The organism is Pseudomonas sp. LP_7_YM, assembly GCF_004364435.1.
In the GTDB taxonomy this organism is placed as follows: domain Bacteria; phylum Pseudomonadota; class Gammaproteobacteria; order Pseudomonadales; family Pseudomonadaceae; genus Aquipseudomonas.
The window spans coordinates 457,342-475,063 of the sequence record NZ_SOCT01000002.1; the positions used below are offsets into that span (position 1 = coordinate 457,342).

Sequence of the window (17,722 nt, forward strand, 5' to 3'; positions counted from 1 at the left end):
CCGCACCATGCGGATGGGGCCAACGCTCAGGAGTGCCCTATGAAGATTCAAGTCAAAACCAGCAACAAGGAAGCCGACCCCGGACAGAATCAGGTCGGGTTGCTGGCGTGGTCGCTGTTAGCGCATCCTCATTTGAACAACATGGTCGCGGGCGGCATTCCGGGCCAGCCAGGTCCTGATGGTCCCAACGAGTTTCCCCAACCCGATGAACCAGGCGTTCCCACCCTTCCGGATGAGCCGCCTCCCGCTCCGGTTGCCTGACATCGATGCCTGCCGGTGCTCAGACATCGGCAGGTTTTTCTCATCTGGCCTCACTTTGCCTTTGCTATACGGCCTCCCAGACGGCCCCCTCGCCAACCACGAACACTCTGCTGTTATCAGCTCTGTCGATGTTCATCCCGCCGGTAAACGCGCCGAATGCAGGCAATAGAGCCATGTTCGATTGCAGGTAAAAACATGGCAGACGCAGACGTTGTCGGCCCTTTCCAAAAAGCCGATAGGCAGGGTGTACGTGACCTGCCAGGACGTGATGAGTCGGGTGTGGGTCAGGCTCGTGTTGCAGGGCAAAGGGGCCCAGTAGCAGCGGTTCCGGCACCACCTGAATGTGTAGACCCGCGGGCGGGTCACCGGCTCGTTTATCGTGGTTGCCGCGAATAAGGGTAATGGCCAGTGAGTGGTGTCGTTCGCGCCAGGCGTGGATCGCCGACAGCGTTCCGGCTGCATGTGATTCCGGGGCGTGCAAAAAGTCACCCAGAAAGATCAGGTGTTCACAGTCGTAGCCTGCCAGCAGGCTGTCCAGGCGTTGCAGATTGTCGTTAGTGGTGCCATGCGGCACCGGCTGGCCTAACTTGCGATAAGCTGCTGCCTTGCCAAAATGCGCATCGGCGATCAGCAGCGTGCGTTCAGCGGGGTAATACACGGCTTTCTCGGCAAGCAGCCATAGTTCTGTGCCGGCCAGTTGAATCGATAAATACGGTCTCACACGTTTACCTCAGGTCCTGCAGCTTTCTCCAGATCGCGCACCATGCGTGCGATCCGGTCAGAGAGTTTTTCGGTACTCAGGCTTTCGCGCATGCGCTCTACCAGTAGCGGAAACGCCATGGGCGTTGGTCTTTTTATCGTGTGCAGGTCCAGGGTACGCCCATTGATACGGCGCAAGGTCTGCTCCAGTCGGTCAACATCCAGCTCCTGGCGCATCACCTCTTCCTGAGCCTGACTGAGCAGCAGATTACCCGCGTCGTATTGCTTGAACACCTCAAAGAACAACCCGCTGGACGCCTGCAGCTGACGATTGCTTTTGGGGGCGCCGGGATAGCCGGAAAACACCAGGCCGGCGATCCGCGCGATTTCACGGAAGCGACGTAGGGCCAGTTCGCCCGCGTTGAGGCTGGCAATAATGTCGGCCAACAGGTTTTCTTCGCTGAACAACGCAGGGTTCAGGCGCTCAGACCAATCCACTGCTGTCGCGCTGAGTAATTCGAAGCCATAGTCGTTAACGGCGATGGAGAAGGTCAGCGGCGTGTCCCTGCTCAGGCGCCAGGCCAGCAGGCTTGCAAGCCCAAGATGCACATGGCGCCCGGCGAAAGGGTAAAGAAACAGATGCCAGCCTTCTCGGGACTTGAGTATCTCGGCCAGCAGCGTGTCCTTGCGCGGCAATGCCGACCATTGGCGCTGCACTTCGAGCAGCGGGCTGACCGTATGCATTTCCGGGCTTTCATAGCGTTTGTGGGCTGCCGCATCGAATTTTTCGACGACTGCGTTAGCCAACTCGTTGGAGAGCGGCATCCGCCCGCCATTCCAGCGTGGGACCGCAGCTTTTTTACTCGTAGCCTTTTTCACGTAAGCGGTCATGTTCTCTACCCGCACCAGTTCGAGCAGTCGACCGCTGAACAGGAAGCCATCCCCTGGCTTTAATCGCGCGATAAAGCCTTCTTCGACACTGCCCAAGGAGCCACCGCCGCCGCCCTTGCTCCAATATTTCACATTGATGCTGGCATCGCTGACGATGGTGCCGACGCTCATGCGGTGCCGACGTGCAAGGCGGGCATCGGGGACGCGCCAGATGCCGTGCTCATCGGGCTCGACACGGCGGTAGTCAGGGTAGGCAGTGAGGGAAAGGCCGCCGTGACGGACGAACGCCAGCGCCCATTGCCATTCTTCATCGGTCAGCTCGCGATAGGCCCAGGCGGTGCGGACTTCAGAAAGCAGTTCGTCAGGCAGAAAGCCTCCGCCCAGCGCCATGCTCACCAAATGCTGTACGAGAACGTCCAGAGGCTTATGGGGCGATTCCCTGGGTTCGATCAGGCGGGCGTTCACCGCATCGCGGGCAGCTGCCGCTTCTACTAACTCCAGGCTGTGAGTCGGCACCAATGTCACGCGAGAAGGGCGGCCTGGGGCATGGCCTGAGCGTCCGGCCCGTTGCATCAGGCGCGCCACGCCTTTGGCAGAGCCGATCTGCAGAACGCGCTCAACCGGTAGAAAATCTACCCCCAGATCCAGGCTTGATGTACAGACGACGGCTTTCAGGTGTCCTTCCTTCAAAGCGCGTTCGACCCAATCGCGCACTTCTCGAGACAGCGAGCCATGATGCAGGGCGATCAGTCCGGCCCAATCGGGCCGCGCCTCCAGCAGGGCCTGATACCAGACTTCCGACTGCGCCCGGGTATTGGTGAACAGCAGGCAACTGGTGCTGCTATCCACTTCGGCCAGCACTTGCGGCAGCATGCGCAGACCCATGTGGCCCGCCCATGGAAAGCGTTCGACGCCTGGCGGAATCAGTGTGTCGACGATCAGCTCTTTGACCACCTTGCCTTGCACGGTTGTGCCGCCGTCGCCCACCAGCACCTGTTGGGCGTGCTGTTGATTGCCCAGAGTTGCCGACAGCCCCCAGATGACCAGTTGCGGATTCCACTGCCGCAAACGCGCTAACGCCAGTTGCAACTGCACCCCACGTTTATTGCCGATCAGCTCGTGCCATTCGTCAACCACAATCATTTTCAGGGTCGAGAAGGTGGCCTGCGCATCGGCTCGCGTGAGCAGCAGCGTCAGGCTTTCGGGGGTGGTGATCAGCGCGGTCGGCAGGCGGCGACCCTGTTTGGCCCGCTCGCTGCTGCTGGTGTCGCCGGTTCGCAAGCCGACGCTCCACGGGATTTGCAGATCCGACAGTGGCGCCTCAAGGGCGCGTGCGGTGTCAGCCGCCAGGGCACGCATGGGCGTGATCCATAGAACGCTTAGCGGCGGGGGCGGGGTTTTGCGTTTGCCAGGCTTGGCGTCGATGGGCGTATCGACAGCCCTGGCGAAGCGATTGAGCGCCGCAAACCACACCGAATAGGTCTTGCCAGAGCCTGTGCTCGCATGTAGCAGGCCTGATTCGCCCCGTGCAACCGCCGACCACACGTCCTTTTGAAAAGCAAACGGTTTCCAGCCACGGGCGGTAAACCAGCGCTGGGCAAAATTGACGGTTTTGGGCATGCGCGGGCTCTGATGAGTGGTTAATTCAGAGACCGCCGGCGGAGGGGATTAGTTTGGTCGGGATGATTGTTTGTGTTGCTGCGCTGGGTGAACTCCTGTGGGGGTGAATTCATTCGCGACAGAGTGTTCAGGCGAAAGAGATCAGTCGACTGTATAGCCTCATTGCGAATGAGTTCGCTCCCACAGAGGGCCGCGCCCGTCTGCAGGTGCGACGGGTTACTTCAAATTCCCGCTGAGAAACTGTTTCAGCCGTTCGCTCTTGGGGTTGCCCAATACATCGTCCGGGTGACCGATTTCTTCGATCTGGCCCTGATGCAGGAACACCACCTGATTGGCGACCTTGCGCGCGAAGCCCATCTCGTGAGTCACCAGAATCATGGTGCGACCCTCTTCGGCCAGGCCTTGAATCACTTTTAGCACTTCGCCCACCAGCTCAGGATCAAGGGCCGAGGTCGGTTCGTCGAACAGCATGATTTCCGGCTCCATCGCCAATGCCCGGGCGATTGCCACACGCTGCTGTTGGCCGCCGGAGAGGAACGCCGGGTATTGATCGGCAACACGTGCCGGCAGTCCCACTTTTTCCAGATACTTGCGGGCACGGTCTTCGGCTTCGACTTTGGAAACGCCCAAGACGCGACGTGGCGCCATGGTGATGTTTTCCAGCACCGTCATGTGGCTCCACAGGTTGAAGTGCTGAAACACCATGGCCAGGCGGGTGCGAATGCGCTGTAATTCAGCGGGGTCGGCCACCCGCATGCCGTTGACGTCGCTAACCATGCGGACCTGCTGGCCGTCCAGGCTCATGGCGCCGTCGTTAGGTTGTTCGAGAAAGTTGATGCAGCGCAGGAACGTACTCTTGCCCGAACCGCTGGCGCCGATCAGGCAGATCACGTCACCGACGTTGGCCTTGAGCGACACGCCTTTGAGCACTTCGTGGTCACCGTAGCTCTTATGCAGGCCATCGATGGTCAGTTTGTACATGACTGGCAAATCCTTAAGGAGAAAGTAAGTAGCCGCTGCGGAAGGCTTCGGTGCCGGCGACATGGGCGACGACCATGCCAGCGGTCGCCATGCGTCGCAATGAGCGGGCGTACATTAGGCCGGCATTGGCGGCGTTTATCGGCGTTACTGCATCGCTGATCGGGTCGATGATTTCAGCGATCAGTTGCCCGGCCTCGACGTATTCGCCCGGCAGTGTGCAGAACACCAGCAGGCCGCCGACGGGCGTGGCGACCGGTTCGACCGCTGCCAGTGGCGTCGCCGGATAAATCAATTGGGGCTGGGGTGCCGGTTCCCCGGAAATGGCCCCGTACTGCATCAGGTAGCTGATGATCGCCTGGCAATCGCGACTGCCAAGGGCGTGATTCACATCGCCCTGACCACGCAATTCCAGCGTCACGGAAAAACTGCCGAGCGGAATCGGGAAGCGTTTTTCGAAGCGTTGCTGCAGCTGCCACCAAAGCAGCGTGAAGCATTCATCGAACGACTGCCCGCCGGAGTCGGTCGCCAGCAAGCTGGCCTGGGCGCCGAGGTAGCGCGAGAGCGGCTCGACCTGCGACCACGCCTCGGGCGTGGTGTACAGGTGTTCCACCGATTCGAAGTCGCAATGCAGGTCCAGCACCATGTCGGCATCGCACGCCAGGCGTTGCAAGGTCAGACGTTGCGATTCCAGTTGAGTCGTACCTGAACGTCCCCGAAGCGCGGCGAGCAGGTGCTTGCGGATCAAATCAACGTTGTGCTTTGGGTCGTCGCTCAGCAGCGACTCAACCTCGTCGCCTACCTGTACGCTTAGATCGACGAACCAACGATTGAAGTTCTGCCCGCTCTCCAGTTCGTAGCGGCCCAGCGGGATGTCCATCAGTACCTGTTCCAGGCCGGTCGGGTTGGCCACCGGCACCACGACGACTTCGCCCAGCAACTGGCCAGCGCTTTCCAGCTCGGCCAGGCGCTGCTTCAAGTACCAGGACACCAGCATGCCGGGCAATTCGTCGGCATGCAGAGACGACTGAATGTAGATCTTGCAGGCGCCGTTTTCCGGGCCGTAGTGAAAACTGTGAATCTGCCGCGCGGTGCCTGGCACCGGCGACAGCAAATCATGGGTCTGATGTCGCATGGTCAAGTCCTAGTGAGACGGGCCGAGGAAGGCCAGCCAGCGGCGTTCTGCCAGTCTGAACAGGCCGACCAGGATGAAGGTGACCGTGAGGTAAATCAGCGCGGCGATGCCAAACGACTGGAACGTCAGGAACGTGGCCGAGTTCGCATCGCGGGCCACCTTGAGGATGTCCGGCACGGTCGCGGTGAAGGCCACGGTGGTCGAATGCAGCATGAGGATCACTTCGTTGCTGTAGTAGGGCAACGAGCGACGCAGTGCCGACGGCATGATCACGTAAGCGTACAGACGCCAGCCGGTCAGGCCATAGGCCTTTGCCGCTTCTACTTCGCCGTGGTTCATGCTGCGGATGGCACCGGCGAAAATCTCGGTGGTGTAGGCGCAGGTATTCAGAGCGAAGGCCAGAATGGTGCAGTTCATCGCATCGCGAAAGAATGCGCCCAGCATTGGTTGTTCACGCACGGCGGCAATGCTGTAGATGCCGGTATAGCAGATCAGCAGCTGGATATAGAGCGGCGTGCCACGGAACAGGTAGGTGTAGAACTGCACCGGCCAGCGCACCAGCGGATTACGTGAAACCCGGGCGATGGACAGCGGAATCGAGACGATGAAACCGATGGCGATGGAGGCGCTGAGCAGCCAAAGGGTCATGGCTAATCCGGTGATGTTCTGGCCGTCCGTATAAAGAAAAGCGCGCCAGTATTCTTGGAGCAATTCGATCATCGTTGAGCCTCCCGGCTGCCTGCGGCGTAACGCCTTTCAGCCCAGCGCAGGGCAACGTTGGAGACGCTGGTAATGGCCAGATAGATCACTGCCGCAAGCACCAGGAAATAGAACAGCTGATACGTGCTTTTGCCCGCATCCTGAGAAGCCTTGACCAGATCGGCCAGACCGATGATCGACACCAGCGCAGTGGCCTTGAGCACCACTTGCCAGTTGTTGCCGATACCGGGAAGTGCAAAGCGCATCATTTGCGGGAAGACCACGAAACGGAAACGCTGGGTGCGACTCAAGCCGTAAGCGGTGGCCGCTTCGACCTGTCCGCGGGGCACCGCGAGGATCGCGCCACGGAAGGTTTCGGTGAAGTAGGCGCCGTAGATGAAGCCCAGTGTGATGACACCGGCAGCGAACGGGTCGATTTCGATGTAGTCCCAATCCATGGCTTCGGTAAGGCTCGTCAGCCAGGTCTGCAGGCTGTAGAAAATCAGCAGCATCAGCACAAGATCAGGAATACCGCGAATCAGCGTTGTGTAGACCTGCGCCGGAATTCGCAGGAACGCGGTCTTTGAGAGCTTGGCGCTGGCGCCCAGCAGGCCGAGCACGATGGCCAGCAGCAGCGACATTACCGACAGTTTGACGGTCATCCAGGTGCCCTGAAGCAGCAACGGGCCGAAGCCCTTGAGGCTGAACGCGGACAGTCCCAGGTTTTGCAGAAGAGTATCGAGCATGTGGAACCTATACAGTCAATAAAAACGCCCTGCGACTTCAGCGCGGGAGAGGAGCTGTCGCGTTTCACCACGAGCCGTGTTGAAGCGCCAAACAGCTCCTCGTGAGGATCGCTGAAATCGACGGGCGTTTGCGTTGTTACTTACCGCTGTACAGGTTCAGATCACCGAAATGCTTTTTCTGGATCTCGGCATACTTGCCGTCATCGTGTAACGCTTTGATACCTTTATCCAAAAGCGCTTTCAGGTCTTTGTTACCTTTCGAGATACCGACGGCGGTTTTGGCTGGCAGAAGGGGGTCTTCGATAGGCTTGCTGACTTCGTAGTCAGCACCTTGTGGCGATTTCAGGAAGCCCAGTTCGGCCTGCAACATGTCCTGTACCGAAGCGTCCAGACGGCCCGATACCAGGTCAGCGTACACCTGGTCCTGATTGGCGTAGGCCTGGGTTTTCACGCCCGCCTTGTCCAGGATAGCCTTGGCGTAGGCTTCCTGAATGGTGCCTTGCTCGTAACCAACGGTTTTGCCTTTCAGGGTCGCTGGATCTTCGGTGAAGCCTGCGCCTTTCTTGAACACTAGAGAGGTAGGGCCTGAGAACAGTTCGTTAGAGAAGTCGATGACTTTCTCGCGCGCCGGGGTCACCGTCATCGATGAGATCACGCCGTCGAATTTGTTGGCTTTCAGGCCCGGAACCATGCCGTCGAAATCGCTCTCGACCCACTTGCACTTGACCTTTAATTCCGCGCAGATCGCGTTGCCCAGGTCGATGTCAAAGCCCACGAGGTTGCCGTCTGCGGCTTTGGACTCGAAGGGGGCGTACGAAGGATCGACGCCAAAACGCAGCTCCTTGTATTCCTTGGCCATTGCGTTACCCGCGGCCAGACAGATGGCGAGTGCGGAAAGGGTCAGCCATGCTTTTTTCATCGTTCAGTCCTTAAAACCAAATTGAGCGTTGGGAACACGCGAAGGCTTGCTACCGGCAGGTGCCAGACCGCAAAAAGATAGCAATTTCCGAACCAAAGGGACGAACGTGCGTTTTGGATGTACGGAGTTGTCGCAATGATGACTTTGAGCCATCTCTTGTCTTTTTGCTGATGCCGCAGGCTCGAGGAGAGTATCTGGAACGGGTCAAAAGTGCGCGGGAAAATTCCGTCACGCCGTGCTTCCTGAAGGCGCGGCATAAACTCATAGGGAAAGGGCCAGGAAACGGTAACAAGTGGCCCGCCAGAGATTGTTAATCGCAGATCAACACCGAAGTTATGACGAGTCGTTGCCGCTCATATCAAGCTTAACGACGCTAAGGTGCACGTTCATGGTGCGGCACGGGTGGGCGCCTATGGGGCGAGCGCACTGCAGTGGTGCTTACGACAGGAGATCCTGCAAGGTCGCCAGGCTGTCTGCTTCCGCCACTGGCTTGTCGACTCGCCACCTGAGCATTCTCGGAAACCTTACTGCGATCCCGCTCTTGTGGCGTTTTGAAAGGGCAATGCCCTCAAAACCCAGCTCGAACACCAGAGTGGGAGTCACGCTTCTGACCGGGCCAAATTTTTCGACGGTGGTCTTGCGAATGATTGCATCGACTTTGCGCATTTCCTCGTCTGTCAAACCCGAATAGGCCTTGGCGAAAGGGACAAGGGTACGCTCACTGGACTGCGGCGGGCCGTCCCACACTGCAAACGTGTAATCGCTGTAAAGACTGGCTCGGCGCCCGTGACCGCGCTGCGCGTAGATCAACACGGCATCGACGCTGAAGGGATCGATTTTCCACTTCCACCACACGCCCATGTCCTTGGTTCGACCGACGCCATAGAGAGAGTCCCGCGCTTTGAGCATCATGCCCTCCACGCCCAGGCTGCGGGACGCTTCACGCTGCTGGCCAAGGTCCAGCCAGTCCTTGCCGCTCAGTACCGGCGAGGGCAGCAGCACCGGACTCCGGGCTTCGGCGACCACCTGCTCCAGTTGCGTGCGCCGTTCATGTTGCGGCCGGCTGCGCCAGTCGTGGCCTTGCCACTCCAGCAAGTCATAGGCGAGAACCACCACCGGGACATCCTCAAGGATCTTCTTGCCCAGTGTCTTGCGACCGATGCGTTGTTGCAGGAGAGCGAAGGGCTGAACCGACGGTGTCGATTCTCCAGGTGTACCCGGGGCGGGAGTGTCGAGCTCGAAGGCGTCGTCGGCAACGGATTCTGCCGCCGCAGCTTTCCAGACCACGATCTCACCATCGATCACCGTGCCGTCCGGCAGGCATTGGGTCAGACTGTGCAACTCCGGGAATCGATCGGTCACCAACTCTTCGCCGCGGGACCAGATCCACAGGCGTCCCTCGCGCTTGACCACCTGCGCGCGAATGCCATCCCACTTCCATTCCACCTGCCAGTTTTCGGCGGGGCCAAGCAGCGTCTCGAACTGGTCCACCGGCTGTTGCAGCGAGTGGGCGAGGAAGAACGGATAAGGCTGGCCGCCGCGCTGAGCATGCTCGTCTTGCGATTCTTCGGCGATGAGTTTCAGATAGCCTTCGGCGCTTGGTCGGTGAGACAAATCGGTGTAGCCCACCAGACGCTGGGCCACGCGTTTGCTATCGATGTCAGCCAACGCAGCAAGGGCGCGAGTGACCAGTAGTTTGGAGACCCCCACGCGAAAGCTGCCCGTGATCAGCTTCAGACACACCATCAGGCTCTGGCGATCCAGTTGTGACCAAAAGGTCGGCAGTCGCTCCAGCAGTTCTTCATGAGGCAGGCCGCGCAACGGCAGCAGCTTGTTTTCCATCCAGTCCGCCAGGCCTTCCTCCGAACTGTGCTCGGCTTGAGGCAGCAGCAGTGACAGGGTTTCAGCGAGATCGCCGACGGCCTGATAACTCTCTTCGAACAGCCATTCAGGCAGCTCGGACAGCAGCATCGCCTGCTCGCGCAGCAGACGTGTCGGCACCAGTTGCCGTGGGCGACCGCCCGACAGGAAGTACACCGCCCAAGCTGCGTCCTGGGGGGCGGCCAGGGCAAAATAGTGCTGCATCGCCGCAAGTTTGGCATTGCTGGAAGTGGTGGCGTCCAGCAGCGAGTACAGCTCGGCGAAAGCTTTCATGACGACGCCTCCTGAGTCGCGGGTTCCTGTTTGGCAGAGGCGTCGTCTTCTTCCTCCCCGTATTCGGTGGAGAAGCCCTGAGCATCAAGGCCCAGCTCGCGCAGGTAGCGCACCAGCACCGCCACCGAGCCGTGGGTGACCATTACCCGTTCGGCTCCGGTGTTTTCGATGGCCCATAACAACCCGGGCCAATCGGCATGGTCAGAGAGGGCAAAGCCGCGATCCACACCACGCCGCCGACGTGTGCCGCGCAGCATCATCCAGCCACTGGCGAAGGCGTCGCTGAAATCGCCAAAGCGGCGCATCCAGGTGCTGCCGCCCGCTGAGGGGGGCGCTACGATCAAGGCCTGGCGCAGGGCTGGGTCGGTCTTTTTGAAGTCGCCGGCGTATTGGGTTTCGGGAATCCGCACGCCGGCTTCGCGGTAAACGCGGTTCAGCGGCTCGACCGCGCCGTGAACCAGAATCGGCCCGATGCCGGGGTCAATGCCGTGCAGGATGCGCTGAGCTTTGCCGAAGGAATAGGCGAACAACACGCTGGCCTTGCCCACTGCGGCGTTGGCGCGCCACCAGTCGTTGATGCCGGTGAAGATTTCAGACTGAGGCTGCCAGCGATAGATCGGCAACCCGAAAGTGGATTCGGTGATGAAAGTGTGGCAGCGCACCGGTTCGAACGGTTCGCAGGTGCCGTCGGGTTCCACCTTGTAATCCCCTGATGCGACCCAGACCTCGCCCTGATATTCAAGCCGGACTTGAGCTGAGCCCAGTACGTGACCTGCAGGGTGCAGGCTCAGCTTCACGCCATGGTGAGTGATGGATTCGCCATACTTCAGGGTTTGCAGATTGATGTCCTGGCCCAGCCTGGAGCGCAGGATACCTTCGCCAGGGGCGGCGGCCAGGTAGTGCTGGTTGCCGGTACGTGCGTGGTCGCCATGGCCGTGAGTGATAACCGAGCGTTCAACCGGACGCCAGGGATCGATATAGAAATCTCCCGGCGGGCAGTAAAGACCTTCGGGGCGGGCGATGACAAGATCCATGGACATGACCGGTTTGGGGACTTGTCAGGTAGAGCAGTGAAAATCGAGGGAAGTTCGGTTTGTTTTTTGGGGCTCGGGTCGCTGATGGTCAGGTGGATATCCACTGCCTTTCACGTCAGCCGCCGAACACCTTGATCTGTTCCAGGTGTCAGCGGTTTACCGAGATATGTCCACGCGAAGAGTTCTTCAAGCTACCCAGATTTGGCAGCACACAGGTCGCGAATTGAGGATGGGCCGAAGCCCTCTGGAGCCTGCTCTATTTCCCAGGCGTCAACGTCAGCCGCTGCTTTCCATATACCTTGTCGAAATTCGCTGGCTGCATCGGTATCGACATATACACACCCTTGGCCCACGGATCGATCCCATCGGCGAAATGCGGACTGGCCGGGTTACCCGATTGTCCCGCTGCATTTTGCGCCATCATCGGTTCCTGCTGAGCAAAGTCGACGATCATGCGCATCGCCGGGATCACCGCCGCGTCGAAATCCTGCCCCCAATGAAAGCCAGAGGCGTTGAGCGTCGTATGATCGCCCCCTGCCGCCATCGGCCCTTTGACGACGCTGGCCTTGCTGCCACCGATCGCTGCCGTCAACTGAGCGCTCTGCGTCGTCCACTTGTACTGATGCAATTTGCCCCACTGCCAGGTCTTGTGATCGCTACCCAGCTGGCTCTCTCCGGCGCTGATGGCCGCTGCAAGGCTGCGCGCCAGAATCGTTGGTTTGTCTTCTTTTTGCGGCGTTTTCACGTCGTCCCAATACGGACTGTCTTCGCGTCCAAGCAGGTGGTCGGCCTGAGGGGAGTAGGAAAGGTCGGCGCTTTGCACCAGTGCTTTCCAGGCAGGACTGGTTTCCGGGCCCAGTTCGTCGAGGAAGATCTGTCTGGCGCTCTCTTGCAGAAACAGCTCGTAAATTGCTGCATCGGCTGAGACCGGCGACAAGCGACCGTCGAACGCCATCAAGCGGTTCAGCGCTTCGCGTGCCTTGTCCCGATCCGCCGGGGCCAGCGCGTCAATCGCCTGCTTCAGCGGTTTGGCCATGCCCGGCGCGTCGAACATCTTCTTCAATTTAGCGGCAAAGGTCGTGGTCTGGTCGTATTGCATGGCGACCGTGCTGCGAGTGTCTTGCTTGCCGCTATTGGCTAACTCCGCGATTCGCTCGGCGCGCTCCGGGTAGTCCCAGGAGTTCGACAGTTGCATTCCGTAGCCCTTGGGTACGGAGCGCTGGTTAGCCGTGCCAATCCAACCCTGCTGCGGGTCTTGGTCATACGGGTGCAGCATGGCGTCGGCGTAACCGTCCCAGTCGAAACGGCCATCCCAGCCCGGCGAAGGGATCAGGCCCAGACCATCCCGACGATTCGGATAGCGTCCGGTAACCTGCCAGCCGGTGTTCGATGCGTCGGCGAAGACCATATTCAGATTAATGGCGCGAATTTCCCGAGTCGTATCGAAAGCCCGCTGCACGTTCTGTGCACGTGTCAGGTCGAACAGCGCATCGAGAGACTTATCGTCCTTGGCGCTCGGGGTCTGCAGTGCGAGGCCGAGGCCGAGGCCGTTGGCCCGTTGCGCAGAGCTGGCGTTCAGTAGCGGTCCGTGACGGGTTTCATAGGCAGCTTCGCGCACCGGGCTCTGGCCCTTCACGAAATAGGTTTCTTCGTGGGCCCCTGCGGCGACCCATTTGCCGTCGGCCATGACCATCAGGCGATTGTTTTCGCGTTTGAGCTTTTCCAGAAACACGTCCTGGTTGTCGCCCATTGCCGGGCCCATGCCCCAAGCCAGCTTGCCGTTGAAACCCGACAGCACCAGCGGCAGACCGGCCACTGTTGCACCTGCAGCCTGATACTTCGGCGCGCGGATCTGCACGAAATTCCACATTGACGGCAGGGTGGCTGGCAGTTGGCTGTCAGTGGCCAGCAGACTTTTACCTGCACGCGCGCGTTGCGGGGTGATGACCCAGTTGTTGGACGCCGACACTCCCAGCAGATTGAGATCGGCGAGTTGCCGCGCGACCTTGTCCAGGTCGGCCAGCCCCGGCAGTTCGCCGCCCAGATTCAGACCTTTGAGTTTGTCGGCCTCAGCGAACGGCAGTTCTTCGTCAGGGTAGGTCGGTAGCAGCCAGGCGAGCTTGTCAGCCCCAACCTTCTGCGCCAGCACCAGCGAGGAAATTTCCTCCTGCAGGTTCACCGACAGGCTAAAGTTCAACAGACTGAAAATCAGTGCAGAGTCTTCGGGTTTCCAGTATTCAGGCTTGTAACCGGCGTCCGCGAGATCGGCCGGCAGCTTGTCTCGATAGCGGAACAGGTAGGCATTGACGCCGCGGGCATAGACTTCAAAGAAACGTTTCAAGCGTGACGACGAAGCATTGTAAAGATCGCCCGCCGTTTGCTTGAGATTGGCAGCACGCATCATGCGGTCCAGATCCAGCGCCCCGGCACCGGCGATTTCCGACAGGCGGCCCTGAGCCAGAAGGCGCATCTGCACCATCTGCGAGATACGGTCGCTGGCATGCACGTAACCGAGGGTGAACAGCGCGTCGTGGAAGGTGTTGCTTTCGATCAGCGGCATGCCCAGGTTATTGCGGCGCACGGACACATTTTGCGCCAGCCCCTTAATGACATACACGCCGCTGACAGGGGGCAGGTTGTCATGGTCTTCGCCGCCCAGTTGGCAACCAGCGAGGCTCAAGAGCGCCAACATAGCAGCCGTGTTGAGTCGCGTCTTCACAAATAAAAGGGCTGGCGCAGCCATGTTGTTGCTCCTGCGGGGGTAGGCGTTGGAAACGCGCTACGTTAGAGAGCAGGCGGGCGCTAAGCAAGCGGGGGTACGGAGTTTATTTCAGGATATTGCATGGTCTTGCGAAGGACAAAACCGTTGCGGGAGCAAATGACTTTGCTCCCGCAGGAATCAATGCCTGTTTTTACTCAGGCACCATGACACTTCTTGAATTTTTTCTCGCTGCCACAGGGGCAGGGATCGTTGCGACCCACGTCCTTCAGCGAGTTGCGCACAGGCTCTTGAGGTTCGTGGTTGCAGTGCGGGCCGTGGACATGGCCGTGTTCGTGATGATGGTTGTGGTCGTGATCGTGTTCGCAATCAGGGCCGTGGACATGGGCTTGCTGGTTCATGGGGTTACTCCGGAATCAAATTGCCGGGAATTATGTCGCAATTTCCGTAAATCGCCTAAGGCCCTATATGACGAATGGGTCAAATTTCGTTTAGTACGGCTGGGGCTTTTTGTTGGCCACGATCATGGACATTTGCAACGGCCCTGTCGACAGCTCAGTGCACCCTTGGAAAAATCAAGCGATACTAAGCAATCTGAAATTTCATTGCGGGTGCGCTGGCGGTGGAATTTCAGTGTGCTGAATTATTGTCGTAAGCAGGCCCGCGCCGGGCGGGCCAAAATCATTGCTCACAGTACTCACGCCAACCGACTTTATAGGCATCTCCCTCGATTGCCTCTACCTTGATGCCGGCTGTCCCGCCTATCTCATTCAAGAGCCGAAGCCAGTCGGCGGGGCTCTCATTGGGAAGCCTGGAAATGGTGACACACTGAGTTTTCTGAACCTGGGGGTCGGTGATGATCTGGTGAACCCGATGGCCGATCTGCTCGTAGGTGCGGAGTTTGTTCCGGGTGAAATCAGGTTGCCGAAGCACTGTGAACCTCCTTTTCTAATGCTGTACGAATATACAGTAAAAAGGATTCGGTAGATTGGCAAGGGCGTGTAGGAAAAATCTCCGCATTGGGGCGTGGCCAGCCTTGAAACGGGCGCGGGCCTTGTTCAGGACGAGACCTGATGCTCACGCCTGGCGCGACGGATCAATAGCGCAAGCCAGGCTCGCCGTTGTTTGAGTCAGCTCCATGGTGTGTGCCGAAGGATTCAGAGCTTCATCAGGGCCCGCACCACTACGCCGATAATCCGACAATCGTCCGCACACATTTCCATCGGGTAGGCCGGATTCAGGGGCTTCAGGAACCGCCGGCCGCCATCGTCTACCAGTTTTTTGAATGTCGCTTTGTCACCGCTGGCCAGTTTGGCAATCACCAGCTTGCCCGAGTGGGCATCAGCCTCGGTATCCACGAGGATAAGGCTGCCTTCCGGCACGCTTTGGCCCACTGAGGAGGTCATCGAGTCGCCTTTGACTTCCAGCCAGAATGCCGGGCCTTTCGAATCGTACTCCGACATCTCGTATCGATCTGAGAAACCAGGCGGGTAGGGCTCGACTGCTTCTGCCCACGATCCCGCTGCTACCCAGGAAATAACAGGGTAGCGAAACATCATATTGGGTTGCGCGGCCATCGAAACGTTAGAAGCGGGCTCTTTTTCCGGTCCCTCGCCAATGGCCAGCCATTCGGCGCAAAAGCCTGTCGCCTTCGCGAGAGCATAAAGATTTTCCGGCCTAAGGCTTTTGCTCTCGCCGGTAATCCACTGAGTCACCGCTGAGTTCGCCACTCCACAGGCGGCAGCAATCTCACTCTTTTTCAGCCCGCTCAACTCAATGGCGCGGGTAATGCGTTCGTGTCTATCCATGGGCCGATATTAAGCTCGCTGAATTTAAGTATGCAGCATACTTAAGGTATCTATTGACTTCAAGATTTCAGCATGCTGAAATTATTTCAACCCATTCAGGCATTTTGAAAACACACCTATGTAGCACCCTCGACGCCTTTACCTGGGCACTGAGGCCGAGCACCGAACGAAAATCAATGAATCTAAGGGGAGAGCCGCATGATTTACTCCAATGTTTTGAGCGCCGTCATTTCGGCTCTCGCCACCGACGCGATGGACAACACCAGCAAGCAGGCTTGGCAGAAGCTGTATAACCCGCACAACGAAGGGAGCGCGGATCTGAGCATGCTCTCGTCGTCGAGGCGCGAGGGTATCGACCGCAAGGAGGCCGACTGCTGGATATACGCCCGCCTGCATTCGCAGCTGATCCCTCGGCACTGGAATGCGCTGGTGGCCAAGTTCAGCACACATAAAGGCCTGAAGGTGCAGGCCATCGGCGAGCTGGTCCCGTTGGTTGCATCGCCAGCGCCCACGCTGTTCCGTTACAAAGCGGTGACGACTTGGGCCATACCGCCGCTGCAGGGGCGGCAAAATCGTTCAGGCCGCGAGGTCGCAAGCCAAACCGCCAGGACGGAGGCGGAACTCAAGGCGGTCACAAAGCAGATGCACATTGATAAGGGGCAGGGCGACGAACTGCACCGGGGCGGTAGAGAAACCTCCATCAAACGATCCACCGACATGATTGTGTTGCCCGCCGAGTTCTATGACATGAACACGTGGGACAACGAAGGCCGTCCCGAGTCTACCCGCCGTGAGTGGCGGCGCAAGATTCAGGCAGTGCTGAACGAGATGGTGAATGAAGCGTTGAGCGCGGCCGAAGTTATTCTTGAACAGGAGGGCGTTTTTTTACATCAAACAGCGTAATACCTGTTGACAAGCGCCCATCACGCCGTCATCATTTGTTTCATCCTGTCATTCCTGCGAACGTTAAAGAATGACACATTAAGCCCGACCATTGAGTCGGGCTTTTTATTTCCCGCCAGATTATTCCCCGCCAGAAGCAGCAAAGCCCCGACGAACTCGGGGCTTTTTTTGCGAGCAACTCAGTGAGAGCACGATCCCCGAGCTATCGCCTTTGAGAGGCATGAAAGCTGTGGGCGCTGCCTTCAGTCGCCAAACAAAGCTTTCATGCTGATCTACAAAGAGGATTGCTGATCCGGTGCTCTTGCGCAGGCCTCCTGCTTGCTGACGTTGCGCTTTGCTAACGCCATTATTTTTTCATGCCCAATACGGAGTCGAGCGTATGGAATTCTTTCACCGCCTGCTCGACAAGTTCGACTGGCTTATCGCGGGTCTGTTTGGCGCTTTGGTCGCCACCCGATGGCATAAAGACGACCTCACAGATCGCAGGTCGTGGTTGCTTTTTCTGCTCACAGGCATGGCCTGTGCTCACTACCTGACCGGCATGGTCAGCGCTTATTTTGCAATCATCGAGCCACGCAGCGTCGCCGGCGTGGGCTTCCTGTTGGGCACCTTTGGTGGATCGCTCATGGCAGCCGTAACGAGAGCAATCAAGGCCGCTGACCTGTGGTCAGTCATCCGAAGCAAATTCGGAGGGCCTAGCTCATGACATACGAATACCTCAACGCCTATGCGGCTGGCCTTATAGCCTTCTGGGCGACCTGGTGCGTATTGAGCGGCAAAGTCCAGGATGGCGTCATCGGCAAGCTTCTCTATGCGGTGATCGCCATCAGTGGGTACGCCATTCTTGCCCGGTCCGACCGCTTCTTTTTTACGCCCAACTCAGCTGGAGTAACGATGCACGTAGCGTTGGCCTTGGCCGGATTGCGACACATGTTCATGGTCACGTATTGGCCCCGGGTAAAGCGTTGGATCTGTGTGCGACTCAATTGTGAGGGTTGCCTGCAGGATGACCGCTTCGGCAGCGAGGCAGGCAAGATCGAGCGCCGCAGGCCCTCCCGATAGTCGCGTTATTTTGCTGCGATGAAGACCCGGCAAACCGCGCTTTCATCGTGTTCAGCAGTTCAGCAGTTCAGCAGAACCCCTATCTACCGATCCA

The 17,722-nt window shown here is 58.8% G+C and carries 17 protein-coding genes; 4 read left to right on the forward strand and 13 right to left on the reverse strand.

Annotation, left to right across the window (positions count from 1 at the left end):
• Positions 1 to 39 precede the first annotated feature (39 nt).
• On the forward strand, positions 40 to 261 hold the full coding sequence (locus tag EC915_RS07145) for a hypothetical protein (RefSeq protein ID WP_133749830.1): 222 nt from the start codon (positions 40 to 42) through the stop codon (positions 259 to 261).
• Between the two features lie 64 nt (positions 262 to 325).
• Here the strand turns inward: EC915_RS07145 and pdeM are convergent, their stop codons facing one another.
• The 13 genes from pdeM to EC915_RS07210 form a co-directional block, all read right to left on the reverse strand.
• On the reverse strand, positions 326 to 982 hold the full coding sequence (gene pdeM / locus EC915_RS07150) for a ligase-associated DNA damage response endonuclease PdeM (protein WP_133749831.1): 657 nt from the start codon (positions 980 to 982) through the stop codon (positions 326 to 328).
• Positions 979 to 3,471, reverse strand: a complete 2,493-nt coding sequence (locus EC915_RS07155) for a ligase-associated DNA damage response DEXH box helicase (protein ID WP_133749832.1) — start codon at positions 3,469 to 3,471, stop codon at positions 979 to 981. The genes pdeM and EC915_RS07155 overlap by 4 nt, the downstream gene beginning before the upstream one ends.
• 216 nt (positions 3,472 to 3,687) lie before the next feature.
• Complete coding sequence (locus EC915_RS07160) at positions 3,688 to 4,452, reverse strand: ABC transporter ATP-binding protein (RefSeq protein ID WP_133749833.1); 765 nt, start codon at positions 4,450 to 4,452, stop codon at positions 3,688 to 3,690.
• 13 nt (positions 4,453 to 4,465) lie between these two features.
• Complete coding sequence (locus tag EC915_RS07165) at positions 4,466 to 5,584, reverse strand: succinylglutamate desuccinylase/aspartoacylase family protein (protein ID WP_133749834.1); 1,119 nt, start codon at positions 5,582 to 5,584, stop codon at positions 4,466 to 4,468.
• A 9-nt stretch (positions 5,585 to 5,593) separates the two neighbouring features.
• Positions 5,594 to 6,304 carry an ABC transporter permease gene (locus EC915_RS07170; protein ID WP_133749835.1) on the reverse strand — a complete coding sequence of 237 codons (711 nt, stop codon included), beginning with the start codon at positions 6,302 to 6,304 and terminating at the stop codon, positions 5,594 to 5,596.
• Complete coding sequence (locus tag EC915_RS07175; protein WP_133749836.1) at positions 6,301 to 7,029, reverse strand: ABC transporter permease; 729 nt, start codon at positions 7,027 to 7,029, stop codon at positions 6,301 to 6,303. Before EC915_RS07175 ends, EC915_RS07170 begins: the two co-directional genes overlap by 4 nt.
• A gap of 136 nt (positions 7,030 to 7,165) precedes the next feature.
• A complete protein-coding gene (locus EC915_RS07180; RefSeq protein ID WP_133749837.1) occupies positions 7,166 to 7,948 on the reverse strand; it encodes a transporter substrate-binding domain-containing protein in 783 nt (260 codons plus the stop codon).
• A gap of 438 nt (positions 7,949 to 8,386) precedes the next feature.
• Positions 8,387 to 10,102, reverse strand: a complete 1,716-nt coding sequence (locus EC915_RS07185) for an ATP-dependent DNA ligase (RefSeq protein ID WP_133749838.1) — start codon at positions 10,100 to 10,102, stop codon at positions 8,387 to 8,389.
• Complete coding sequence (locus EC915_RS07190; RefSeq protein WP_133749839.1) at positions 10,099 to 11,136, reverse strand: ligase-associated DNA damage response exonuclease; 1,038 nt, start codon at positions 11,134 to 11,136, stop codon at positions 10,099 to 10,101. Before EC915_RS07190 ends, EC915_RS07185 begins: the two co-directional genes overlap by 4 nt.
• A 256-nt stretch (positions 11,137 to 11,392) precedes the next feature.
• On the reverse strand, positions 11,393 to 13,879 hold the full coding sequence (locus EC915_RS07195) for a penicillin acylase family protein (RefSeq protein ID WP_133749840.1): 2,487 nt from the start codon (positions 13,877 to 13,879) through the stop codon (positions 11,393 to 11,395).
• A gap of 173 nt (positions 13,880 to 14,052) precedes the next feature.
• The gene (locus EC915_RS07200; RefSeq protein WP_133749841.1) at positions 14,053 to 14,256 is read right to left on the reverse strand and encodes an SEC-C metal-binding domain-containing protein; all 204 of its coding nucleotides are present in this window, start codon (positions 14,254 to 14,256) and stop codon (positions 14,053 to 14,055) included.
• A 280-nt stretch (positions 14,257 to 14,536) separates the two neighbouring features.
• Positions 14,537 to 14,788, reverse strand: coding sequence for a DUF1654 domain-containing protein (locus EC915_RS25550; RefSeq protein WP_133749842.1), 252 nt, complete (start codon positions 14,786 to 14,788; stop codon positions 14,537 to 14,539).
• A gap of 224 nt (positions 14,789 to 15,012) precedes the next feature.
• A complete protein-coding gene (locus EC915_RS07210) occupies positions 15,013 to 15,663 on the reverse strand; it encodes a LexA family transcriptional regulator (protein ID WP_133749843.1) in 651 nt (216 codons plus the stop codon).
• 198 nt (positions 15,664 to 15,861) lie between these two features.
• Between EC915_RS07210 and EC915_RS07215 the strand changes: the two genes are divergently transcribed.
• The 3 genes from EC915_RS07215 (at position 15,862) to EC915_RS07225 (ending at position 17,628) form a co-directional block, all read left to right on the forward strand.
• A complete protein-coding gene (locus EC915_RS07215) occupies positions 15,862 to 16,566 on the forward strand; it encodes a hypothetical protein (protein ID WP_133749844.1) in 705 nt (234 codons plus the stop codon).
• 379 nt (positions 16,567 to 16,945) lie between these two features.
• Positions 16,946 to 17,272 carry an MFS transporter gene (locus EC915_RS07220; RefSeq protein ID WP_133749845.1) on the forward strand — a complete coding sequence of 109 codons (327 nt, stop codon included), beginning with the start codon at positions 16,946 to 16,948 and terminating at the stop codon, positions 17,270 to 17,272.
• Positions 17,269 to 17,628, forward strand: a complete 360-nt coding sequence (locus EC915_RS07225) for a hypothetical protein (RefSeq protein WP_133749846.1) — start codon at positions 17,269 to 17,271, stop codon at positions 17,626 to 17,628. Before EC915_RS07220 ends, EC915_RS07225 begins: the two co-directional genes overlap by 4 nt.
• Positions 17,629 to 17,722 lie beyond the last annotated feature (94 nt).